The sequence below is a fragment of the Pseudomonas sp. B37(2017) genome (assembly GCF_002112885.1).
Taxonomy (GTDB): Bacteria; Pseudomonadota; Gammaproteobacteria; order Pseudomonadales; family Pseudomonadaceae; genus Aquipseudomonas; species Aquipseudomonas paraglycinae.
The window spans coordinates 263978-287123 of the sequence record NZ_NEIX01000008.1; the positions used below are offsets into that span (position 1 = coordinate 263978).

Here is a 23146-nt window from a genome sequence, read left to right on the forward strand (position 1 = left end):
CACGGTTCAGGGCTCAAGCGTGCCGTTCTGCGACGGCATGCCTTAACTGTAATCCCCTTTGGCGCGTTTGCCCGAGGCTAAAAAAGCTTTCACTGAGCTGAGTCAGCGATTTAGCTGAAAACCCCCATGAAAAAACGCCAGTGTCGGGCAGACACTGGCGTTTTTGTTTGCCGCGATGGATGCAATCAGCTGCTTTGCGGCATCTCGCCATTGGCCAGGCGCTTTTTGATGTCGGCGATCACTTCCGGCAGATCGCTGATGGTGTCGATCATGTAGTGCGGGCGCGATCCTTCGAACAGCGCGTGAATGCGTTCGCGCTCACTGGCCAGCGCGTCGCTGCCCAGTGCGCGATAGCCTTCGTAATCCAGGCCCAGCGCGTTGCCAGAGCAGATCAGCGCCACGGTCCACATCCCGGCACGACGACCTTCGAGAATCCCTGGCACGGTGTCGTCGATTTTCACGCAGGCGGCGACATCGTCGATGCCCAGCGCAATCACGTTGGCCAAGGCCTGGGCCGGCCATGGGCGGCCGTTGGGCACTTCGTCGGTGGCGACGACGTGGTCGGCGATGTAGCCGTTGGTGGCGGCCAGTGCCACGACCTTGTCCATCACTTGCTTCGGATAACCCGAGCAGGAACCGATCTTGATGCCTTGCTGACGCAGGTTGGCGATGGTCTCCAGCGCGCCGGGAATCAGCGCCGAGTGCTCGGCGATTTTCTCGATCTGCAGCGGCATGAAACGGTTGTAGATCGCGGTCACGTCATCGTCGGTCGGGGTGCGGCCGAACGCCTTGCGATAGCGCTCGGCAACCTGCGGCTGATCGCACAGGGTGCGGATGTGATCCCATTTGCCCATGCCCATCGGGCCACGGGCTTCTTCGATGGAAACCTGGACGTCGAACTCGGCGAAGGCTTCAACGAAGATCTGGGTCGGTGCGAAAGAACCGAAGTCGACCACGGTGCCGGCCCAGTCGAGGATGGCGGCTTGCAGCTGGGTTGGGTTGTTGTAGTTCATGTTGGTCAGAATCCTGTATTGGCAATGCAATTCAAATGAGGGAGCGGGCCGGGTGAATCAGATGTCGAGGACTTCCATCTCGCGCAGCACTTCACCCACCGCCGCGACGGCTTCGCGCATATGCGCCGGGGTGACGTGGCCGATGCAGCCGACGCGGAAGGTTTCGACCTGGGTCAGCTTGCCGGGGTAGAGGATGTAACCCTTGGCCTTGACCCGTTCGTAGAAGTCCTTGAACTGGTAGCGCGGATCTTTCGGTGCGTGGAAGGTCGCGATGATCGGCGCCTGGATCGCAGCAGGCAGAAAGCTGCGCAAGCCGAGTTTGCCCATCTCTTCCATCAGTGCCTGGCAGTTGGCGGCGTAGCGCGCATGTCGCGCCGGCAGGCCGCCTTCTTCGTTGTATTGCAGCAGCGCTTCGTGCAGCGCCGCGACCACGTGGGTCGGCGGGGTGAAGCGCCACTGACCGGTCTTCTTCATGTAGCTGTGCTGGTCGAACAGGTCCATCGCCAGCGAATGCGAATTGCCGGCGGCTGCGGCCAGGGATTCCTTGCGGGCAAACACGAAGCCCATGCCCGGCACGCCTTCCAGGCATTTGCCAGAGGCGGCAATCAGCGCGTCGAACGGGACTTTTTGCGCATCCACCGGCAAGGCGCCGAAGGAACTCATGGCATCGATGATCAGGCGTTTGCCATGTTGCTCGACGACCTGGGCGATCTCCGGCAGCGGATTAAGGATGCCGGTGCTGGTTTCGCAGTGGATCAGCGCGACGTGGGTAATGTCGCTGTCGGCACGCAGCAGGCGGTCGACGTCGGCGGCGGTGGTCGGTTCGTCTTCAGCGGTTTCAAAGGTGCTGAACGAGCGGCCGAGCACTTCGCAGATTTTCGCCAGACGCTTGCCGTAGGCGCCGTTGATCAACACCAGTACCTTGCCGTCGCGGGGAACGAGGGTGCCGATCGCAGCTTCGACGGCGAAGGTGCCGCTGCCCTGCAAAGGTACGCAGTGGTGGCTGTCGGCGCCGTTGAGGATCGCCAGCAGTTGTTCGCACAGGCTGGCGGTCAGTTGGTTGAAGCGGTCATCCCATGAACCCCAGTCGACCATCATCGCCTGGCGGGTGCGGGCCGAGGTGGTCAACGGGCCGGGAGTGAGCAGGATGGGTGCGGCAGTACTCATTCGTGTGTCCTCGCGATAGCGCTGTGGGATGAAGCTACGGGGCCTACGTTGCAATTCGGCGGATCATCAATCAAATTGTTTGTTGTTATGCCAGCCATCAGTGAGGGTTATTCATGAACCTGTTCCAGCTTCGCGCCTTCGACGCCGTGGCCCGGGAAGGCAGCTTCACCCGTGCCGCCGCGCGATTGTTCATCAGCCAGCCGGCGGTCACCGGGCACATCAAGGCGCTGGAGGAGCATTACCAGATCACGCTGTTGCGACGGACGGCGCGCCGGGTCGAGCTGACGGAGGAGGGCACCAAACTGGCGGCGATCACCCGGGCGATGTTCGGTATGGCGGAAGAGGCGCAGGCACTGCTTGAGGCCAATCGGCAGTTGCTCACCGGACGACTTGAGGTGGCGGCGGACGGTCCGCACATGGTCATGCCGATGCTTGCCAGCTTGCGGGCACGCTATCCGGGGATCACGGTGAATCTGCGGTTGGGCAATGCTCAGGAAACGTTGGCGGCGTTGTTGTCCGAGCATGCTGACGTGGCGGTGCTGACCGAGGTCGAGCCGCGCAAAGGGCTGCATCTGCAAGCGCTGAGCGAATCGCGGATCTGCGCGCTGGTGCCGGCGGGGCATCCGTGGGCGACACGTTCCGGCGAGGTCAGGCTCAAGGAGCTGGATCAGGTGATCATGGTGTTGCGCGAGCCGAGTTCGATTACCCGGCGCACGTTTGATCAGGCCTGTGCGCAGTCATCCGTTAATCCACGGGTGTTGCTGGAACTGGACAGTCGCGAGGCGGTGACGGAAGCGGTGGCGGCTGAACTGGGGGTTGGGGTGGTGTCGTCGGTTGAAGTCAGCCACGATCCCCGTGTCGTCGCGATTCCCATTGCGGGAGAGGGGCTGGTCAATCGGCACATGATCGGCTGCGTGGAGCGGCGGCGGGAGTTGCGGTTGATTCATGCGTTTTTCGGTTTGGCTCCCAACTGATAACCGCCAGATCGTTCCCACGCTCTGCGTGGGAATGCAGCCCGGGACGCTCCGCGTCCCATTCGAGAGCTGGAACGCGGAGCGTCCCTTGAGGCATTCCCACGCGGAGCGTGGGAACGATCTACGAGAGGCTTTCGCGCACCATCTCGAGAAACGTCGCCACCACCCGCCGCGAACTCTGCTCGCGCAAGCACACCAGTGTCTCGGTCAACCGCCGGGTGCAATCGGTGATCGGCAGCGCGCAGACCCGTGAGTCCGCACCAAACTCCGCCGCCGACACCACACCCACGCCAATCCCCACCACCACCGCCTCCCGCGCCGCTTCCCGGCCTTCGACCTGGATCGCCGGGCGGATGCGGAAACCAGCCCGGGCCATTTCTTCTTCCAGGGTCTGGCGGGTGACCGAGCCGTGTTCGCGCAGCACCAGCGGCGTGTCGTCCAGATCTTCCAGGCAGATCGATTCACGCTCGGCCCACGGGTGATGGCGCGAGACAAACGCCACCATCGGGTCGTTGCGCAGCGGTACGCACAACAAACGTTCATCACTGACATCGCGCCCGAGCAACGCCAGATCAGCCTGATAGTTGAACAGCCGAAACAGCGATTCATCGGTGTTACCGGTCTCGATCTTCACGCTGATCCCCGGATAGCGCTCACAAAACCGGGCGATCTGCGGCAGCACATGCACCGGGGCATCCACCGCCAGAATCAGGCTGCCGGTCTGCAAGGCCTGGGATTCCTGCAACAACTCCTGGGCTTCGGCCTCGACCACAAACAGACGCTGGGTGATTGCCAGCAAGCGTTCGCCGAGATCCGTCAGGCGCACCGAGCGCTTGTTGCGGTGGAACAGCAACACACCGAAGCGTTCTTCCAGCTTGCGCACCTGGTCGGAAATCGCCGGTTGCGTCAGATAAAGCCGCTCGGCGGCCTTGGTGAAGCTTCCGTGCACGGCCACGGCGTGAAAGGCTTTGAGCTGGGCGTGGGAAACCGACATGGCTGATTCCTCGTTTACAGGTGCAGTTCAGTAACAAGCTGAGCTTATGTGTGAAATACGATAAATCGATTTTATTTATTAAACAGTAATTGCTTTGATCGGCTCACGCCAACGCTGACTGCCCGGTCGGGCAGCGACGCTGACCATGAGCCTGTGCGTGCAACACCAGGACTCATCTGACCGGTATCGCCGAAGGGACGGGGTGATATCGCAGTGCTCAACAATAAAAAAACACAGGCGTTTACTCATCGATTCTGCCGGCACACTCACACCCTGAGGTCAGAACCACAATGAACAAGCACATCGGCACCATTGCGCGTTGGCGCATGCAGATCTTCGCTGTCACCTGGCTCGCTTACGCCGCGTTCTATTTCACCCGCAAAGCCTTTTCGGTGGCCAAACTGGGCATCGCCGAAGACCCAAGCTTCACCCTCGACAAAATGGCCATGGCCAACCTCGACGCGATTTACCTGGCGGCCTACGCCATCGGCCAGTTCACCTGGGGCATGCTCGCCGACCGCTTCGGCCCACGGGTTGTGGTGCTTGGCGGTTTGCTGATTTCCGCTGCGGCAGCGCTGGTGATGGGCAGTTTCGCGACCTTGCCGATCTTCGCCACCTGCATGCTGATTCAGGGGCTGGCGCAGTCCACCGGCTGGTCGGGGCTTTGCAAGAACCTCGGCAGTTTCTTCCCCTCCGAACAACGCGGGCGAGTGCTCGGGTTGTGGAGTTCCTGTTATGCATTCGGCGGTCTGGTGGCGTCGCCGTTCGCCGGCTGGTGGGCTTACACGCTGATCGGTTCGTGGCACGCGGCGTTCATTTCCAGCGCGGCGGTGGTCGCGGTGGTGGCGGTTTTGTTCTTTATCTTTCAGCGCGACAAACCGGAGGATGTCGGCCTGCCCGCCGTGGAGCCGGAGCCGGTCATCAGCGCCGAAGAGGCCGAAGCCAACAGCAAACTCAGCGTCTGGGAGCCACTCAAGGAAATCCTGCGCAACCGTACGGTGTTGGTGTTGGGTCTCGCGTATTTCCTGCTGAAACCGGCGCGTTACGCGATTCTGCTGTGGGGCCCGGTGATCGTGTTCGAACAGATGCCCTCGGTCGGCAAGGTCGGCGCGGCGATCATTCCCACCGCGTTTGAACTGGCCGGGCTGCTGGGCCCGATCATGATCGGCCTGGCCTCGGACAAACTGTTCGGCGCCCGACGCATGCCAGCCTGCGTGTTGAGTCTGCTGGCGCTGACCGTGACCCTTGCGCTGTTCATGGGCGCCCTGCACACCGGCAGCGTGATGCTGGTGGTCGCACTGTTGTTCGTGATGGGCCTGACCCTGTACGGCCCGGACTCGATGATCAGCGGCGCGGCTGCGATCGATTTCGGCAAGGCCAAGGCTGGCGCCACGGCGGCGGGATTCGTCAATGGCTGCGGCTCGGTCGGTGCGGTGCTCGGTGGTTTGCTGCCGGGTTACTTCGACTCGGTGACGGTGTTCATCGTGTTCGCCGGTTGTGCGCTGTTCTCGGCGCTGGTGCTGCTTCCGCACTGGAACAGCCGCCCGGTCGGCGTCATGGAGCCACGTGCCTACGTGCCCAATCGTGCCCTGACCATCAAACCCCTGCGTAACTGAATAAACCCTGCCTCGCGGCCTGCTGCGGCACTCGCGGCAGGCTGTGCCGTGGCCGACTGACTGGAGAAACTTCATGAGACCGTTTTGGCTGGAGCAGGCTTTGCAGCTCGACACGTCCGAACCTTGCCCGCCGCTGCAAGGCGATGTGCGCACCGACGTGTGCATCGTCGGCGGCGGTTACACCGGGTTGTGGACGGCGATCATGCTCAAGCAGCAGAACCCCGAACTCGATGTGTTGCTGATCGAAGCCGACATTTGCGGCGCCGGCGCCAGTGGGCGCAACGGCGGTTGTGCGCTGTCGTGGTCGGCGAAGTATTTCACCCTCGAGCGGCTGTTCGGTGTCGAGGAAGCGGTGCGGCTGGTCAAGGAATCCGAGCGCAGCATCCACGCCATTGGCGAGTTCTGCGAGCAGTACGGTGTCGATGCCGATTACCGGTTGGACGGCACGCTTTACACCGCCACCAACCGCGCGCAATGCGGCTCCACCGATGCGGTGATCGCGGCGCTGGAGCGCAACGGCATCAACTCGTTTACCCAGCGACCGGTCGCCGATGTACAGCGCATGGCCGGTTCGGAAAAACACCTGGAAGGCTGGTTCTCGCCCGCCGCCGCCAGCGTGCAGCCGGGCAAACTGGTGCGCGGGTTGCGCCGGGTGGCGTTGCAACTGGGCGTGCGAATTCATGAAGGCACGGCGATGACCGGGCTGGAGGAGGGCCGTCCGGCGCGCCTTCACACGGCGAACGGCTGCGTGACTGCTGACCGCGTGGTGCTGGCGATGAACGCGTGGATGGCCCGCGCTTTTCCGCAGTTTGAGCGCAGCGTGGCGATCGTTTCCAGCGACATGCTGATCACCGAACCGCGTCCGGATCTGTTGCAGGAAATCGGTTTGACCAGCGGCGTCACGGTGCTCGACTCGCGCATTTTCGTGCACTACTACCACAACACCCCGGACGGCCGGATCATGCTCGGCAAGGGCGGCAATACCTTCGCTTACGGCGGGCGGATGCTGCCGGTGTTCGACCAGCCCTCGCCCTATACCGGATTGCTCAAGCGCAGCCTCGACGACTTCTTCCCGGCGTTCGCCGATGTGAAGGTCGACGCAACCTGGAACGGTCCGTCGGATCGCTCGGTCACCGGCCTGCCGTTCTTCGGCCAAATGAGTGCCGGCGGTAACGTTTTCTACGGCTTCGGTTATTCCGGCAGTGGCGTCGGGCCGTGCCACATGGGCGGGCAGATTCTCGCTTCGCTGGTGCAGGGCCTCGACAACCCGTGGACGCGTTCGCCGCTGGTCAACGGGCCGCTGGGTTACTTTCCGCCGGAGCCGATCCGCTACCTCGGCTCGCTGATGGTGCGCAACGCCATTCGCCGCAAGGAGCGCGCCGAGGATCACGGCCGGCGGCCCCGGCACCTCGATGTGCGTCTGGCGAAATTCGCGGCAGCGGCGGGCAAGGCCGACAAAGGTTGATCGTCAGCGCGGTGGGGCGGAGCGGTTGAGCAGCCAGTCGAGCAAGAGGTCGTCGTCGGGCTCGGTTTCTGTGGGCTGCGACGTTCGGGGGCGGCAGGCGTCGAGGCAGAGGATCGGCCGGTCGGGATCGCTGTCGAGAAAACTTACCCAGACCTCGCTGCCGGCGCAGGGCAGATTTTCCCGAGGCAGGCCGCCGCCGGCGTGGGGCATGACCACCGGCAACCACAGCCCTTCACTTGCGTCGGCACGAGTCTGATCGGGCCATAACCGCACGGCGATCCGTCCCTGATCGTCGACCTGCGCCGGTTGCCCCGGCGCGCCGAGTACTTGCGCCGGCTGATACCCCGGGATGCCCGGGCGTGGTTGGTTCGGCGGCGGGCGAAACGGGGTCGACCAGGGCAGCGCGGTGAAGTCGTTGTGATAGCGGCGAACCGTTGGCACTGGATCGAGAATCGAAGGTTGCTGACCTTGATGACGCAAGTCGGTGATTAGCCACTGCTCGTTGAAGGCGCTCACCGGATGCTCCATGACTTGCAACAGGCGCCCGCTGAGCAGTCGCGGACAATCGCTGCGGCCCTGAATCGAGCGCGACCGGCAGCGTTGGCGTTCCAGCAGGCGACGACTGCGTTGGGCCGCGTGACGTTGCGCAGTCGGCAAAAATCCCGATGGGGCGACGGCACCGCCCAGCGTTTGATTGGCGGCCTCCTGGCCCGTAATCGAATGCCCTCGCTCACGCACGCCGGCAGGAATCTGAGGCAGCACCGCTTCATGGCGCTGGAACAGGCTGCTGAGGCCGGTTGCTGGCGCATCGATCTGCGTGTTGAAAGCAATCGCCGTCGGTTGCTGCGGCAGGCTCAGGCTGTCATCGGCGAACACCACCACATGGCCGTCCGGCTGATGTTCGAAGTGATAGTGGATGCCTTCCTCTTCACAAAGCCGTTGCAAAAAGGCCAGATCGGTTTCCTCGTACTGAATGCAGAACGGGCGCGGCGGGTAATGGCCGACGGTCATATCGATCCGGTAGCTGTGGGCAGGCAGGTGATGTTCGCTGAGCAGTTGCTCAAGGATGGCCGGCACGTTCAGTTGCGTGAAGACCCGGCGTACGGGATGTTGCTCCAGCGCTTGCAGATGCGGCATCAGCACCAGTTGGTAGGCGATACGGTGCGTCGCCCGGTGTTCGCAACTGGCGCTTTGAATGATGCCGTGAATCCCGTGGTCGTCATCCAGGTGCAGAAACGCCGCTTGATGCAGCAGCGTGCCGGGTGACCAGGCGGGTGCCAGGCCCATGACTTCGATTTCGAACCGAAAGGGCTGATTCAGCGCTTCGTGGCCACTGAAGCGCAGGACCGGCAGGCTGATTCCGCCCTCGGCCAGGGTCAGCGAAAACGGACTTTCCTTGTCATTGAGCATTCGGGCGGGCTCTGTTCAGGCAATACGGGCCACAGAGGGTACGAAAACGCGACGTCGAATGGACGTGGCAAACCGGTTTTTCAGAATCGCCCTACAAGGCGCGTAGAAGATGTCGATGCGCATCGGAATTTTTGGTCGATTGCCGACTTTAGGCCGTATAAACTTGGCGCCATGCGTCGGCCAATAGATGTCTCGGCGCCACAGATCAAGAGAGTGAGTAATGGGCGCACAGTGGAAGGTTAAACACAAAGAAGCGGCAGCCAACGCCAAGGGCAAGATCTTCGGCAAACTGGTGAAGGAAATCACCATTGCTGCGCGTAACGGTGCCGATACCGCCACCAACGCACACCTGCGTCTGGTGGTCGAACAGGCCAAGAAAGCCTCGATGCCCAAGGAAACCCTGGACCGTGCCATCAAGAAGGGTGCTGGCCTGCTGGGCGAAACCGTTCAGTACCATCGCGTAACCTACGAAGGCTTCGCGCCGCATCAGGTGCCGCTGATCGTCGAGTGCGTCACTGACAACATCAACCGCACCGTGGCGGAAATCCGCGTGGCGTTCCGCAAGGGCCAACTGGGTGCATCCGGTTCCGTTGCCTGGGACTTCAACCATGTCGGCATGATCGAAGCGTCGCCGGACACCCCGGACGCCGATCCGGAAATGGCCGCGATCGAAGCCGGTGCCCAGGATTTCGAGCCGGGCGAAGAGGGCGCGACCCTGTTCCTGACCGACCCGACTGACCTGGACTCGGTGCAGAAAGCCCTGCCGGAGCAAGGCTTCACCGTGCTGTCGGCCAAACTGGGCTACCAGCCGAAGAACCCGGTCAGCGGCCTGAGCGACGAGCAAATGGCTGAAGTCGAGGCGTTCCTCGAAGGCCTGGACAACCATGACGACGTGCAGGACATGTTCGTCGGTCTGGCCGGCTGACACACCAGAAAATCGCAGCCCTCGGGCTGCGATTTTTTTTCAGGCGTGTTGCAACGTCTGGCTGATCTCACCAAACCCCGGCCGCGCCAGCACATCCGGCTGACAGCAGCGCTGCTCCAGGGTTTCCAGCACCTGACACTGTTCATCGCTCAACCCTGAGTCGATGCGCGCCAGCAGCTCCCCCAGCAAAATCCCGAACGCACGCACTTCGAGGCGTTGCAGCGCGCGGGTTTCAGGCGTATCCGCCATGGCATGGAACGACGCCGCACCAAAATCCCCCAGCAGACAATCGCCCTGATCGTTCAACAGAATGTTGTGTCCGTAGAGATCGCCATGGGTGATGCCATGACGGTGCAGATGCCCGGCGACCGAGGCGATGCCCCGGGCGATGCGCAAGGCAACGTCGGCACTGAAACGGCAATCATCGGCATACACATCCCGTGAACAGGACGCCAGGCTCGGCAGTCCGGCCAGGTTGCGGTAGCTCGGATCGATCAACTGCATCACCAGGCCCTGCTGGCCGTCGGGATGCTGGTCGATGCGGCCTTCGACGCGGATCAGGTTCGGGTGCAGCCCGGCGGTGATGCACGCGTTCATTTCATGCAGCGGCGAGCCGTCGCTGGTCATCTCGCCCTTGTACAACTTGACTGCCACGGGCGTGGCGGGCTGATTTGCGGGTTGCCACTGCGCCCGATAAATGACCCCGGAGGCGCCTTCGCCCAGCCGTTGCTCCAGCTGCAGCGCCGACCAGTCGATCAGGGGCGCTTTGTCGAGGGCGGCAGCATCGGCTTCGGTTTCCAGCGGATTGCCGGCGTAGGCCAGCCAGGTCAGGCTCGGCAGGGTCAGCAACCATTGTGGTAATTCGGTCAACTGGTTGGCGGCGATGCGGATCAGCTCCAGCCGATGGCACTGGCTCAGTGACGGCGGCAGGGCGCGCAGGCGATTGCCGGCAAGCATGAGTTTTTGCAGCAGCGGACGTTCGCCCAGTTCGGTGGGCAGGGTTTCGATGGCGTTGTCGGTCAGGATCAGCCAGCGCAGATTTGGCGGCAGCGCCGCGCCGGGCACCTGAGTGATGCGGTTGGCCTTGAAACCGATCATCGTCAGGGCCTGGCATTGGCCCAGGCACGCCGGCAATTGGGTGAACTGATTGTCGGAGCAGAACAGCACGCGCAGGCGCGTCAGACGATGCAGGTCATCCGGCAGGCTGCTCAGGGTGTTGCCGCTGAGGTTGAGCACTTCCAGCGTGTCGGCCAGGTTGAAAATCTCCGGCGGAAATTCGCTCAAGCCTTCGGCCAGATCCAGCCGGGTGATGCCCGACAGTTCGCCGGCGCGCAGTTGTGCAAGGGTGTGCATGAAAAGGATCGCTATCGAGAAGGCGCAAGGCGCCGGAAATGGGCCGCATGATAACGGCAAATCAGCCCGGTTCGTGCACTTCGCTCAATTGCCCGAGCCGGCTGCGGGTGCGGGCCAGATCGATCGCCTGGCCGCCGAGGCTTTCGTGCAAGGGGAGCTGGCCGAGCAGGGTCAGGTGTTTGTCCTGATCGTAGAGCACGTCGATCAGGTTGATGAACCGCTGCTGGGCGGCGATCGAACATTCGCCCAGTTCCGGTAGTTCGTCGATGATCCAGTGGTCGAAGCGTCGGCACAGTTCCAGATAATCCATCACGGCCGTGGGTTGTTCGCAGAGGTCGCTGAAGGTGAAACCGACGCGCCGGTCTTCGCACAGCCGCGCCTGCAAATGGCGGCTGCCGACCGCCAAGGGCAACGGCGCGGCATCGAGGGGCGGCAGGTTCAACGCGAGGCGCTGCCCCGGGGTGGCCGGCCAGACGTAATGGCCTTGGGTGAACAGTTGATGCGCATGCCGGCGCGCCTGGCTGCGGTAATCGTGCGGGCCGCCGACTTCCATGACCTGCATGCGCGCATTGAACAGGTCGATCACCGGTTTGAACCGCGCGTGGTATAGCGGGTTGGGGAGCAAGCCTTCGGGCGGGTAGTTGGAGGTCACCAGCAACAGGATCCCGCGCTTGAACAGCGCCTTGAACAGGCGGGTGATGAGCATCGCATCGCCGATGTCATGCACATGAAATTCGTCGAAACACAGCACCCGACAGTCCGTCAGCAACGCGTCGAGGGTGACGGCGAGGGCGTCGTCGCGGTCGCGGTGCTCGAACATGCCTTGATGCAACTGGGCGAAGAACCCGTGGAAATGCAGACGGCGCTTTTGCTGGATCGGCAACGCCTGGAAGAATCCGTCCAACAGCCAGCTCTTGCCGCGCCCGACCGCCCCGTGCAGATACAGGCTGGGCGGAGTTTGCGCAGGGGTGCCGAACAACAGGCCGGCCTGATGGGCCATGCAATCGATGACCCGCTGCTGGCTGTGGCTGAGGGTGTAGCCCTGGCCGTGGGCCTTTTGCCGGAAATAGTCACGCACCGATTGCGCGCTGGCGGCGCACTGGCCCGCGTTTGTAACGGAGCGTTTGCCGAAGAAATGGCGCAAGGCTGACCAGCGCTGGGTCAGACGCGAACGGTCGGGCAGTCGGGCGGGCACAGCAATCACTCCGTCATCATCGGGCCGGCTCCCCCCGAGCGCGGCGGGGTAGTTTAACCAGACGGGTAGTTTTGCTTCCACTGCGCTTTATCGTTTTTCCGGAGAGCAATCTGCGGCGTGTACAGGATTTTTCAACACTTTAAATCGACGTGTTGCCAACCTTTCGAAACAAATCCCGGCGAGTGACTGGATCCAATCGACTGGCGCAATCGGCGTCCGTTGCTAACCTGAAACACTGTAACGACAGAGACGCTGTCGCCATCAAGGAACGGGCGGTGAATGCAGGGATGGTCTGGGCATTGCTGGGCGGGCTCGCGGTACCGGTCCACGCCGCCGACCTTCAGGTCGAGGTGCGGGTCGATGTGCAGCGCGGTTGCCAGTTGATCGGCCAGCAACGCGAGGCCGGTATCGAACAACTGGGCGTGCTCGACTTCGGCACCACGGCGCGGCTCGGCGACCGGGACGGGCCACTCGGTGCGGCGCTCACGAATTCGCGCCTGCCGCGTCTGGAATGCAACCCGGACACCCCGTACCAGTTGCGCGTCGATGGCGGCCTGCACGGTGGCGTTGGCGAGGTGCGTTATATGGCGGGGGAGGCCGGCAGCAAGCCGATCCCCTATCGCCTGTATCAGGACGCCGCGCGGCGGGTGCCGCTGGTGGTGGATGTGCCGGTCAGCGGTCGGGTGCCGGACAGCGGCACAGTGGACTTGCCGCTATACGGGCGGATCGAGCGGATGGCCGAAGTGCCACGGGTCAGCCGGTATTCGGATCTGGTGAAGGTGACGGTCACCTGGTGATCGCGGAGTTTTTTCAGCCATCCGGTGGAGCCGGGTGGCGCAGGGAAGGGCGTTCAATGACGAGCGCAGTGGTCGAGTGATCCTGAAGGAGTAGGGGCTCAATGATGGGCAGACACGGGCGGCTAATCGCCACAGCCACATTGCTGTTGTTCACCGAGGTCGCGTCGGCGGCGGTCAGTGGGCAGATCCTTGCGCGGCTGACGCTGATCGCCGGCTGCGAGGTGACCAACGCCACCAGTCCCGCCAGCCCGGTGGACGGGCTGGGCTCTCTTGATTTCGGCCAGCAGGGCCCGACCTGGAACGCACCGATCAAGGCCAGCCTCAGCGAAGCAGGCAGCGGTCAGCTGAATGTCGCCTGCAACCCTTCGGTCACCGGGTTCACCGTGACCATCGACGGCGGCACTCATGGCGATGGCACGACACGCCGGCTGAGCAACGGTCGCCAGACACTCCCTTATCAGCTGTTTCTCGATGCCTCCGGCAGCCAGAGCTACAGCATCGGTCAACAACACAATTTCGCTGTCACCAGCGGCGCACAGATACCCATCCCGGTATTTGGCTCGGTGGTGGCGAACACCCGTGCGGTACCGGCCGGTGTCTATACCGACACCCTGACGGTGACGCTCGACTGGTAACCCCGTAGAGGACGGACACCATGCGTACGATTGCATCAAGGATAGGTTTGTCGTTGCTCGGCCTGACGCTCGCTTCCAGCGTCAATGCCGCCACCACGGTCACCGGCCAGATCACCTCCAGCCTGATCCTGATCAGCAGTTGCCAGGTCAACGGTTCCGGCGGTTCTACCGGACTGAACTTCGGTGCGTTGAACTTCGGCACCGCCAACAGCCTGTTCACCACGGCCACCGGGCAGGTGCTGGGCGGCGGGGGCGGGGCGCTGTCGATCCTGTGCTCGGCCGGCACCACGCCGACGGTCAAGGTCCGGGCCGGCGCCCATGACGGGCTCTCGCCGGGTGGTACGCGCGCGCTGTACGACGGGGTCGCCAACTACGTGCCGTATGACCTGTACACCGACGCCGGGCACTCGCAATTGCTGGCCATCGACGGGGTGATCAACCTCGCAGCCAGCACCGGTGTGGCGCAGACCGTGAACATCTACGGTCAGGCGGTGGGCAAGGCCGGGCTGCCGGCGGGCACCTATACCGACACGATTTCCGTCGAACTGACGTTCTAGTGCCATGGGCCGGCATGGCTGTGCGGCGCTGCTCCTGCTGTGTGCGGGCAGCTTGCCGCTGCCCTTGGCGGCGGTGACCAGCCAGAGTTTTCAGGTCAGTGCGACAGTGACGCCGGGCTGTCTGGTGGTAGGGGGCGTATCGAACTATGGCGGGCTGAATTTCGGTTCGCGTTCGGCGCTGGCCACCGGCACGGTGCAGGTCGCGTTGACCGGCGGCGTCACGCTGCAATGCACGCCGGGGGTGGCGCTGAACATGACGGTCGATGGCGGCCAGTACAACAGCGGCGGGCGACGCATGCAGATCAGCGGAGGCAGCGCGAAGGTGGCGTACACGCTGTTTCGCGATGCGGCATACAGCCAGAGTCTGGGCATCGGCCAGAGTGTGGCGGTGGCCTACAGCGATGCGAACAACATCAGTCTGCCGATCTACGGTCAGGTGCAATTGCCGGGCAATCAGCCCGGGGGGACATACAGCGATGTGTTGCAGGTGCAACTTTCGTGGTGATGTGAAATGACAAGGAGCAGATTTATGGGGTTTTTCACGTCACGCTATTCGTCCGTGTGTTGCGCCGTGCTGGCGCTGGTCATGTTCGGGACGCTCAAGGCCCAAGCCGCCAGTTCGGTGCTGATCTGGCCGATCGACCCGGTGCTGGAGGCCGATCAGCAGGCCAGTGCGCTGTGGCTGGAAAATCGCGGCACGGAAACCGCCAACCTGCAGATCCGCGTGTTCGGCTGGAGCCAGAGCGGTTTTGAAGAGCAATACCGCAATCAGCGCGAGGTGATCGGCAGTCCGCCGGTGGCGAAGATCGAGCCGGGCCAGAAGCAACTGGTGCGCCTGACTCGCACCAAGGATGTGCCGCCAGGCCAGGAACTGGCGTACCGGATCATCATCGATGAAATCCCCTCGGCCCAGCCGCCCGTCGCCGAAGACGGCAAGACTGCGGCGGCGATCCGCTTCCAGATGCGCTATTCGGTGCCACTGTTCGCCTATGGCGCTGGGCTGTGGAGCAAGGAAGACAGCGCCCGCCAGCGTGACCCCAAAGGCATCGGCCTGCCGCAATTGAGCTGGCGCACGGTGGCGGTGGAGGGCCGTCCTTATGTGGAAGTGCGCAATCAGGGCGCGGTCCATGCGCGACTGACCGATGTGGCCGTCACACAGGGCGGTCAAAGCAAACCGCTGGCCGAGGGATTGCTCGGCTACGTATTGCCCGGCGCGGTGATGCGCTGGCCGGCACCGGGACCGGTGGCGGGAGAATTGGCTGGGCGGATCAATGGCGCGGCAAAGGTGCAGAGCATTCCGCCGGCGCGATAGCCGTAGCGAGTCATGTCGAAGCTTTCGGGTTTCGGCGCCAGCGGTTTCAGGAGGAATCAGTCCATTGACGGACGTAACACGCTAATGAGTCCGGGATGGGCTCGCCGTATTCAGCGTCCGTTGTGGCTCATGACCGGCGCGTGGTGCCTGATGTTCATTCATCCATCCGGGGCCGGTGAACTGCCGCCGCCTCCCAGCGGCATGGAGGCCGTCAGCGATGCACAGTTGTTTCTGGAACTGGTGGTCAACCAGATGAATACCGGTCGGGTGGTGGCGGTGGAGCAGCGCGGCGGGCGCCTGTTCCTGCCTGCCAGCGTATTGCGCGATACGGGCATGAAGCTGCCGGAAGAGGCCGGTGCCGAAGTCGATCTCGACGGCCTGCCGGGCCTGCACAGCGATTACGACAGCGTCAGCCAGCGCTTGCTGCTCGACGTGCCACCGGACTGGCTGCCGGAGCAGTTCATCGGCAACCGCGAGGTTTATCCGCGCACGCCGGCGCTGAGCAGTTTCGGCGCGTTGTTCAATTATGACCTGTACCTCAATGACACCGACGACGCCGGCACTTATCTGGCGGCGTGGAACGAGGTGCGGCTGTTCGACAGTTGGGGCACGTTGTCGAACACCGGGCAATATCGCCGCACATTGTCAGGGGATGCGGTCAGCACGCTGGACAACGGCTATCTGCGTTACGACACCACCTGGCGCTACTCCGATGACGAACGGATGCTGACCTACGAGGCCGGGGACGTGGTCAGCGGCGCCTTGCCCTGGAGCAGTTCTGTGCGGCTGGGCGGTGTGCAGTTCTCAAGGGATTTTGCAGTGCGTCCGGATCTGGTGACCTATCCGCTGCCGCAGTTCGCCGGGGAAGCGGCGGTGCCGTCCTCGGTGGATCTGTTCATCAACGGCTACAAATCCAGCAGCACCGACCTGCAACCGGGGCCTTACACCCTGACCAACATTCCGTTTATCAACGGCGCGGGTGAGGCGGTTGTAGTCACGACCGATGCGCTGGGCCGGCAGGTGTCGACCACGGTGCCGTTCTATGTCACCAGCAGCCTGTTGCAAAAAGGCCTGAGCGATTTTTCTGTGGCTGCCGGTACGTTGCGCCGGGATTACGGCCTGAAGGATTTCAGCTATGGGCCGGGCGTGACCTCGGGCAGTCTGCGCTATGGAGTCAGCGACACGTTTACTCTGGAAAGCCACGCAGAAGCGGCGGATTCCCTGAGCCTCGGCGGGCTGGGCGGCAACTTGCGGCTGGGCAATTTCGGGGTGCTCAACAGCGCGATCAGCCAGAGCCGTTTCGATGGCGACGGCGGTCAGCAACTGAGCCTCGGTTATCAATACAGCGGGCAGCGCTACAGTTTTTCCTATCAGCGTCTGCAACGCCGCGATCTCTATGCCGACCTGACCGTGGTCGACAGCCCTTACACCACACTCAGCAAGCGCAGTGAACAGGCGACCCTGAGCCTCAACCTCGAACGCTGGGGCAGTCTCGGCGTCGGGTATTTCGACATTCGCGCGGCGGACGAAACCCGCACGCGGTTGCTCAACCTGAGCTGGAGCAAACCGCTGTGGCGCAACAGCAGTTTCTACCTGTCGGCCAACCGCGAAATCGGCGACAGCAACTGGGCGGTGCAGGCGCAACTGGTGATTCCGTTCGACCTGCGCGGCAGCCTGGCCATCAGCAGCGAACGCAGCAAGACCGGGCAGACGCAGCAACGGGTCAACTACAGCCGCGCCGTGCCGTCCGAGGGCGGGGTGGGCTTCAATCTCGGCTACGCCAAGGGGGACGGCGCCGATTACCGCCAGGCGGACGTGACCTGGCGTCTGCAATCGGTGCAATTGCAGGCTGGCGTCTATGGGACGTCCGACGCCGAAACCCGTTGGGCCGATGCCAGCGGCTCGCTGGTTTGGATGGATGATCAAGTGTTCGCTGCCAACCGCATCGACGATGCGTTCGTGGTGGTCAGCACCGATGGCTACGCGGACATTCCGGTGCGCTACGAGAACCAGCAGGTCGGCCAGACCGACCGTAACGGCCACTTGCTGGTGCCGTGGAGCAGTGCCTATTACCGCGGCAAATACGAAATCGATCCGCTGAACCTGCCGGCCAACGTGCGTAGCCCCAACGTCGAACAGCGTGTCGCCGTACGCCGGGGCAGTGGCTATCTGCTGGAATTTCCGCTGAGCCGGGTGATCGCCGCGAGCATCGTGCTGGTGGATGCGCAGCAAAAGGAATTGCCGCTGGGCAGTGGCGTGCTGCACGAACAGAGCGGCACGCGGACGGTGGTCGGTTGGGACGGACTGGTCTATCTGGAAAACCTCCAGGCGCAGAATTCGCTGCGGGTGACTCTCGCGGACGGCAAGACTTGCCAGGCGCAATTCAGCGTCGATCTGCAGCAAGATGAAGTACCGCTGATCGGCCCGTTGGTGTGCCAATGATTCGGGTGCGGCTTGTTCTGTGGTTGCTGTTGCTGCTGCCGGGGCTGGCGCAGGCGCTGTGTTCGGTGGTCACCACCACACCCGCCGGGTTCGGGAACATCAGTTCGATCGCCGTGCGCACCACCTCGCAACCCAGTTCCACTCTGAACGGAGGCTTGAGTTGCACCGGTTCGTTGCTGTCGCTGTTGACCAACAATGACCATTTCTGGGCCACCGTCACTTCGACCCAGAGCGGTTTGCTCGGGCCCACTGGCGACGTGATCGGTTACACGATCTACGCCAACAACAGCACCAGTTACCCGCTGACGCGGGGCACCGCCTATGACTTCGCCCGCAACGGCATCATCGACGCCCTCGGTTTGCTCGGCGGTACTTTGCCGAAAACCGTTCCGCTCTATTTCGGTACCACCATCGGCAGCAACGTGGCGGCCGGCGTGTATACCGAGACCCTGAGCATTTTCTGGAACTGGAATTATTGTTCGGGCATCGGCATCGGCGGGCTTTGCCTGGGCCGCGACATCAACAGCGGTACCACGACGTTGACGGTCAACCTGACGGTGTCCAACGACTGCACCATCACTGCGCCGAACATCGCATTCGGCAGCGCGCCGGTGGTCAGCGCGTTTACCCCGGTGACCGGGCAGACCATCAATCTCGCCTGCACCAAGGGCAGTGCCTACACCGTGGGGCTGAACGACGGGCAGAATGCGCTGAGCGTCGGCGGACGGCGACGGATGATTTCCGGCAGCAACTATCTGGCCTACGACATTTTCAAGAGTGCCGGTACCACCCGTTGGGGCAGTGTCGGCGCGGCCCGTCGGGCCAGCAGCGATGCCGAGGTCAACCCCGGCAACGGGCTGGGCACCGGCAGCCAGATCTTCAATTACAACGCGAAAATCTACACCGACCAGACCACACCGCCCGCTGGAACCTACCTGGACAATGTGGTGCTGGATGTGGGGTTCTGAACCGGCTAGAAACTCACGGATTGCTTGAGCATTTTCGCCGCCGGGGTATCGGTCGGACTGACCATCGCGTAGTTGTAGCCCTTGCCGGACCAGTACTCGGCCTGCAGATCCCCGTCCTGACGGCTGCCCCGGGGCAGGAAGGTATTTTTCGGTCCCGGTGGACGCACATAGAAACTGACCTTGTGCCCGCTCTGGTCTTCATACATCACCATCGCCGCCGGCCCTTCATCGGTGCTCAGCAGGCGGCCGCTGACCGGTGCAAACCCGGCTGCCGTCAGGTCCGGCAGACGATTGGCCTGAGTGAAATAACGGTCGAGCCAGCGCTGGATGTCACCGTCACCATCGACCTTGTAGTCCGCCGGCAGAAGCCCTTGCTGGGCGATCAAGCGGTACGCCTGCAAGGCGTCCGTCATCGGTGCCGGGGGATGAAACACGGTCATGTCCCGGGCTTTCCAGCCACCGACACCGCCGAGGCTGACGGCAATCAGCAACACCGCCGCGCTGGCCCACTGGCGGCGCGATTGGCGTTTGAGGCGCTGGCGAATCAGCGACGGATCGAGGTCCGGATTGGCTGGTTGTTGCAAGGCACCGCCGAGGGCGGCGCGCAGGTGCTGGGCGTCCTGTTGCCAGGCGCGAACCTGCGCCGCTTCGTCCGGGTGACTGGCAAGCCATGTTTCCAGCACATGCCGGTCGGCCTCGCTGAGCTGGTGGTCGACGTAGGCGTGCAGGTCACGTTCGTTGGGGGGCAGACTGATCATTTGAGTATCCGCAAGGAAGGACTGCTGATTTCCCCGTCGCTGAGCTGGCGCAGGGCCTGGCGAGCACGGGACAGGCGCGACATCACGGTGCCGGTGGGGACGTCGAGAATCTCGGCGACCTCCTTATAAGTCAGGCCTTCCACCGACACCATAAGCAGCAGTGCGCGCTGTTCGGTGGGCAGTCGGTCGAAGGCCTGCAAGGTCGATTGGGCAATCACGGTGCGTTCCACCGAGGGCTCGGCGTCATCGCGGCCGGTGAAGAATTCGAGCATCCGCGCATAACGCCGCGAACGCCGATGCGCATCGAGAAACTGCCGGTACAGGATCGAAAACAGCCAGGCGCGCAGATCGCCGTCGGCGCGTTTGTCGCCCCAACCCGACAGCGCCCGCTCCAGACTGGCCTGTACCAGGTCGTCGGCGCTGCTGCCGTTGCGTGTCAACGACACGGCAAAGCGCCGCAATCTGGGAATGATTTCTCTCAGTTGTTCGTCGAATTCGCTCATGAAGTTCTGCTAGTCACTACGCTGTGGACTAGGAAGACGCCCGGCATTGGAGGTTATTCCACGTTCCGAAAAATAAATACCGGGCCGTGGAATAAATCCCGATGGCGTGCGTCTTGCTGATTCTTCCTACTTGTGGCCGATGGCCCTGGAGTGCTTCATGGTTGATCGCAGCTCATCGCCCGGCGGGCCACAACGCCCGCCACTGAGTGCCGCGAGCCTGGTGTTGCGGCTTGGCGGAATCGCCGTGGTCGTCGCAGCCCTGGCCGGGGCGTTTGCCTACGTTCATGGTTCATTTGACCCACAACGCCTGACGCCGAAAGCGTTGGTCGATGTGCTGGAGAAGAACAACGGCGTGCATCCCGGCTTTCGCCGCAATCACGCCAAAGGTGTTTGCGTGATCGGACATTTCGAGAGCAGCGGCGAGGCTCGCTCGTATTCTGTCGCGCAAGTGTTCAACGAGCCGCGCACCCCGGTGGTCGGGCGTTTTGCGTTGCCGGCCGGCAGTCCGTATGCGCCGGACAGCGCCGTACCGATCCGCAGTCTGGCGCTGCGTTTCACTCAGACCAACGGCCAGCAGTGGCGCACCGGGATGAATAGCATGCCGGTGTTCCCGGTCGGCACGCCCGAGGCGTTCTATCAATTGCAGCAGGCGCAATCGCCGGATCCTGCCACAGGCAAACCGGATCCGACCAAGGTGCCGGCATTTTTTGCCTCACACCCGGAAGCCGTACCGTTTCTGACCTGGATTAAAACCGCCAAACCTTCGGCGAGTTACGCGACGGAAACCTACAACAGCGTCAACGCGTTCTATCTGGTGGATGCCAGCGGCAAGAAGCAAGCCGTGCGCTGGAGCATGACGCCTCTGGCCCAGGACGCTGCCGGTGCGACTGCGCCTGAAGGTAGCGACTTCCTTGAAAAAGACCTGGTGCAACGCCTGGCCGAAGGGCCGCTGCGCTTTCAGTTGAACATCACCTTGGCCAATGCCGACGATCCGGTGAACGATGCGAGCAAGACCTGGCCTGCCGGTCGCAAGGTGTTGAACGCCGGCACCCTGGTGCTGGAAAAGACCCAGCCGCAGCTCAGCGGCGAATGCCGTGACATCAACTACGATCCGCTGGTGCTGCCGGCCGGCATTCAGGGTTCCGACGATCCGTTGCTGGCCGCGCGCTCGGCCGGTTACGCCGATTCCTACCTACGTCGCACCAGCGAAGTCAGCCAACTGCCAACCGGCAAAAAGGAGGCTCGCCCATGAGCACGCAACCGACTCATTTCAATCCGCTGGCGCGGTTGCTGCACTGGCTGATGGCGTTGATGATCATCGCGATGTTGTTCATCGGCGCCGGCATGGTGACCTCGGTGTCGGCGCGGCATGAATGGTTGATCAATCTGCACAAGCCGCTGGGCATCGCGATTCTGTTGCTGGTGATCGTGCGCATTCTGGTGCGACTGGGCACGCGTCAGCCGCCGCTGCCGGCGGATCTGCCGGGCTGGCAGGTGATGGCGGCCAAGGCTTCTCATCTGTTGTTGTATGCGCTGATGCTGGTGTTGCCGCTGCTGGGCTGGGCGATGATCAGCGCGGCGGGGGATCCGGTGATGCTCGGCACCTCCCTGCAATTGCCGTCGATCGTGCCGGCGGATGCGCAGGTGTTTGCGTTGCTGCGCAAGGCTCACGGGTATCTGGCGTATCTGTTGTTCCTGACCGTGCTGCTGCACCTGGCGGCGGCGCTATTCCATGGCTGGGTGCGCCGCGACGAGGTGCTCGACAGCATGCTGCGGGGACGCAATCGCAGTTGATCGTGTGTCAGTCCGACGTGGCGAGGGCGCAAGCAGCCTCGCCACGTTTCGGTGTGGCCAGCGTTCGCCACCAGTACAGCAACGCGACCATGTTGATTGCTGCACCCAGCCAGCAGACGCCCGGCCATCCTGCGCAGGCGTACATGGTTGTCGAGGCGATTGAGCCCAGCGCGCTGCCGATCGAATAAAACAGCATGTAGCCGGCGGTCAGTCGGCTCTGCGCCTCCGGGCGGACGCTATAGATCATGCTCTGACTGGTGACGTGCACGGCCTGCAAGCCCAGATCCAGAGTGATGACGCCAAGCAGTAGCGCCCATAGTGATAAATGGGTGAGCGCGATTGGCAACCACGAGCCCAGCATCAGCAGCAGCGACAGGCCGCTGACCCATTGTCCCCATCCTCGATCCGCCAGATGTCCGGCTCTGGCTGCGGCCAGTGCGCCTGCCGCGCCGGCGAGTCCGAACATTCCGATTTCACTGTGGGAAAGTGACAGCGGCGGGGCGGCCAGCGGCAACACCATCGGCGTCCACAGGACCATGGCGCTGGCGAAGGTGAGCAGGGCGAGGATTGCTCGTTGGCGCAGCACCGGTTCCTCACGAAAGAGGCTGAACACTGAGGCGATCAGTGCCACGTAACGCGTGCTCGGTCGTGCGTCTTCATCCTTGGGCAACACCCGAAACAGCAGCGCGGCCATCACCAGCGTCAATCCCGCCGACAGCAGATAGATCGAGCGCCAGCCGGCCAGATCAGCCATGCCGCCGGCCACCGTGCGCGCGAGCAGAATGCCGACGACAATGCCGCTGGTGATCACGCCCACAACCTTTCCGCGTTGTGCCGGGACGGCCAGGGTCGCGGCGTAGGCGACCAGCACCTGGGTGACCACGGCCAGCAGGCCGGTCAGTGTGACACCGATCAGCAGCCAGGCGCTGTTCGAGGCCAAGGCGATCATCAGCAAGGCTGCGGCGGATAACAGCGTTTGCGTGACGATCAGCCGCCGGCGATTGAGCAGGTCGCCGAGGGGCACGAGCAATAACAGACCGAGGCCGTAGCCGACCTGGGTCAGCGTCATGACGATGCCGATGCTGCCCGGCGACAGACCGAAGGCGTCGGCCATCGCATCCAGCAGCGGCTGGGCGTAATACACGTTGCCCACCGCGAGTCCGCAAGCGATGGCGAAAAGCAGTACGACACCTTTATCGAGTGTTGCAGTTTTCATGTCCCGGATCCTTTCAGGTTTCAAGTTGAAACGTGATTGACGGTAAGTAATC

Annotated in this window: 22 protein-coding genes; 13 read left to right on the forward strand and 9 right to left on the reverse strand. The window is 63.0% G+C overall.

The genetic code is table 11. From position 1 onward, the window contains the following. Window positions 1-185: 185 nt before the first annotated feature. Together phnX and CAF90_RS20870 are read right to left on the reverse strand one after the other, a co-directional pair. Window positions 186-1013, reverse strand: a complete 828-nt coding sequence (gene phnX, locus CAF90_RS20865; RefSeq protein WP_085608335.1) for a phosphonoacetaldehyde hydrolase — start codon at window positions 1011-1013, stop codon at window positions 186-188. 57 nt (window positions 1014-1070) lie between these two features. Continuing rightward, window positions 1071-2180: a 2-aminoethylphosphonate--pyruvate transaminase gene (locus CAF90_RS20870; RefSeq protein WP_085608336.1), complete on the reverse strand. Its 1110-nt coding sequence runs from the start codon at window positions 2178-2180 to the stop codon at window positions 1071-1073. A 113-nt stretch (window positions 2181-2293) separates the two neighbouring features. Between CAF90_RS20870 and CAF90_RS20875 the strand changes: the two genes are divergently transcribed. Beyond that, entirely contained in the window at window positions 2294-3154 is an 861-nt protein-coding gene (locus tag CAF90_RS20875) for a LysR substrate-binding domain-containing protein (protein WP_085608337.1), read from the forward strand. Between the two features lie 121 nt (window positions 3155-3275). Here the strand turns inward: CAF90_RS20875 and CAF90_RS20880 are convergent, their stop codons facing one another. Beyond that, window positions 3276-4148, reverse strand: a complete 873-nt coding sequence (locus tag CAF90_RS20880) for a LysR family transcriptional regulator (protein WP_085608338.1) — start codon at window positions 4146-4148, stop codon at window positions 3276-3278. Between the two features lie 290 nt (window positions 4149-4438). On the opposite strand from CAF90_RS20880, the gene CAF90_RS20885 reads away from it, so the two are divergent. Continuing rightward, the gene (locus tag CAF90_RS20885) at window positions 4439-5764 is read left to right on the forward strand and encodes an MFS transporter (protein ID WP_085608339.1); all 1326 of its coding nucleotides are present in this window, start codon (window positions 4439-4441) and stop codon (window positions 5762-5764) included. Window positions 5765-5837: 73 nt separating this feature from the next. Further along, window positions 5838-7229, forward strand: a complete 1392-nt coding sequence (locus CAF90_RS20890; RefSeq protein ID WP_085608340.1) for an FAD-dependent oxidoreductase — start codon at window positions 5838-5840, stop codon at window positions 7227-7229. A 3-nt stretch (window positions 7230-7232) separates the two neighbouring features. On the opposite strand, the gene CAF90_RS20895 is transcribed toward CAF90_RS20890, so the two are convergent. Further along, window positions 7233-8639, reverse strand: coding sequence for a type VI secretion system Vgr family protein (locus CAF90_RS20895; protein ID WP_085608341.1), 1407 nt, complete (start codon window positions 8637-8639; stop codon window positions 7233-7235). A 220-nt stretch (window positions 8640-8859) separates the two neighbouring features. Between CAF90_RS20895 and CAF90_RS20900 the strand changes: the two genes are divergently transcribed. After that, window positions 8860-9564: a YebC/PmpR family DNA-binding transcriptional regulator gene (locus CAF90_RS20900; protein WP_007951538.1), complete on the forward strand. Its 705-nt coding sequence runs from the start codon at window positions 8860-8862 to the stop codon at window positions 9562-9564. 39 nt (window positions 9565-9603) lie between these two features. Here CAF90_RS20900 and CAF90_RS20905 read toward each other — a convergent pair whose 3' ends face one another. Together CAF90_RS20905 and zapE are read right to left on the reverse strand one after the other, a co-directional pair. Beyond that, window positions 9604-10917 carry a leucine-rich repeat-containing protein kinase family protein gene (locus tag CAF90_RS20905; protein WP_085608342.1) on the reverse strand — a complete coding sequence of 438 codons (1314 nt, stop codon included), beginning with the start codon at window positions 10915-10917 and terminating at the stop codon, window positions 9604-9606. Between the two features lie 61 nt (window positions 10918-10978). Then, window positions 10979-12112: a cell division protein ZapE gene (zapE, locus tag CAF90_RS20910; RefSeq protein WP_085608343.1), complete on the reverse strand. Its 1134-nt coding sequence runs from the start codon at window positions 12110-12112 to the stop codon at window positions 10979-10981. Between the two features lie 287 nt (window positions 12113-12399). Between zapE and CAF90_RS20915 the strand changes: the two genes are divergently transcribed. The 7 genes from CAF90_RS20915 to CAF90_RS20945 all read left to right on the forward strand — a co-directional run bounded on the left by CAF90_RS20915 (window position 12400) and on the right by CAF90_RS20945 (window position 18823). Then, window positions 12400-12909 carry a spore coat U domain-containing protein gene (locus tag CAF90_RS20915; RefSeq protein ID WP_085608344.1) on the forward strand — a complete coding sequence of 170 codons (510 nt, stop codon included), beginning with the start codon at window positions 12400-12402 and terminating at the stop codon, window positions 12907-12909. 101 nt (window positions 12910-13010) lie between these two features. Beyond that, window positions 13011-13544 carry a spore coat U domain-containing protein gene (locus tag CAF90_RS20920; RefSeq protein WP_085608345.1) on the forward strand — a complete coding sequence of 178 codons (534 nt, stop codon included), beginning with the start codon at window positions 13011-13013 and terminating at the stop codon, window positions 13542-13544. A gap of 20 nt (window positions 13545-13564) precedes the next feature. Beyond that, window positions 13565-14101, forward strand: coding sequence for a spore coat protein U domain-containing protein (locus tag CAF90_RS20925; RefSeq protein WP_007951533.1), 537 nt, complete (start codon window positions 13565-13567; stop codon window positions 14099-14101). A 4-nt stretch (window positions 14102-14105) separates the two neighbouring features. Further along, complete coding sequence (locus tag CAF90_RS20930; protein WP_085608346.1) at window positions 14106-14606, forward strand: spore coat U domain-containing protein; 501 nt, start codon at window positions 14106-14108, stop codon at window positions 14604-14606. A gap of 24 nt (window positions 14607-14630) precedes the next feature. Next, complete coding sequence (locus CAF90_RS20935) at window positions 14631-15413, forward strand: molecular chaperone (RefSeq protein ID WP_007951531.1); 783 nt, start codon at window positions 14631-14633, stop codon at window positions 15411-15413. A gap of 84 nt (window positions 15414-15497) precedes the next feature. Further along, window positions 15498-17855: a fimbria/pilus outer membrane usher protein gene (locus tag CAF90_RS20940; protein WP_085608347.1), complete on the forward strand. Its 2358-nt coding sequence runs from the start codon at window positions 15498-15500 to the stop codon at window positions 17853-17855. Continuing rightward, window positions 17852-18823, forward strand: a complete 972-nt coding sequence (locus tag CAF90_RS20945; protein WP_085608348.1) for a spore coat U domain-containing protein — start codon at window positions 17852-17854, stop codon at window positions 18821-18823. The genes CAF90_RS20940 and CAF90_RS20945 overlap by 4 nt, the downstream gene beginning before the upstream one ends. Window positions 18824-18828: 5 nt before the next feature. Here CAF90_RS20945 and CAF90_RS20950 read toward each other — a convergent pair whose 3' ends face one another. After that, window positions 18829-19581, reverse strand: coding sequence for an anti-sigma factor (locus CAF90_RS20950; protein ID WP_085608349.1), 753 nt, complete (start codon window positions 19579-19581; stop codon window positions 18829-18831). After that, entirely contained in the window at window positions 19578-20084 is a 507-nt protein-coding gene (locus CAF90_RS20955) for an RNA polymerase sigma factor (protein ID WP_007951526.1), read from the reverse strand. Before CAF90_RS20955 ends, CAF90_RS20950 begins: the two co-directional genes overlap by 4 nt. 157 nt (window positions 20085-20241) lie before the next feature. On the opposite strand from CAF90_RS20955, the gene CAF90_RS20960 reads away from it, so the two are divergent. Together CAF90_RS20960 and CAF90_RS20965 are read left to right on the forward strand one after the other, a co-directional pair. Further along, entirely contained in the window at window positions 20242-21336 is a 1095-nt protein-coding gene (locus CAF90_RS20960) for a catalase family peroxidase (protein ID WP_085608350.1), read from the forward strand. Continuing rightward, window positions 21333-21878 (forward strand): cytochrome b, encoded by a 546-nt coding sequence (locus CAF90_RS20965; RefSeq protein WP_007951524.1) that lies wholly within the window; start codon window positions 21333-21335, stop codon window positions 21876-21878. Before CAF90_RS20960 ends, CAF90_RS20965 begins: the two co-directional genes overlap by 4 nt. A 7-nt stretch (window positions 21879-21885) precedes the next feature. Here the strand turns inward: CAF90_RS20965 and CAF90_RS20970 are convergent, their stop codons facing one another. Then, entirely contained in the window at window positions 21886-23094 is a 1209-nt protein-coding gene (locus CAF90_RS20970) for an MFS transporter (protein ID WP_085608351.1), read from the reverse strand. Window positions 23095-23146: the final 52 nt, after the last annotated feature.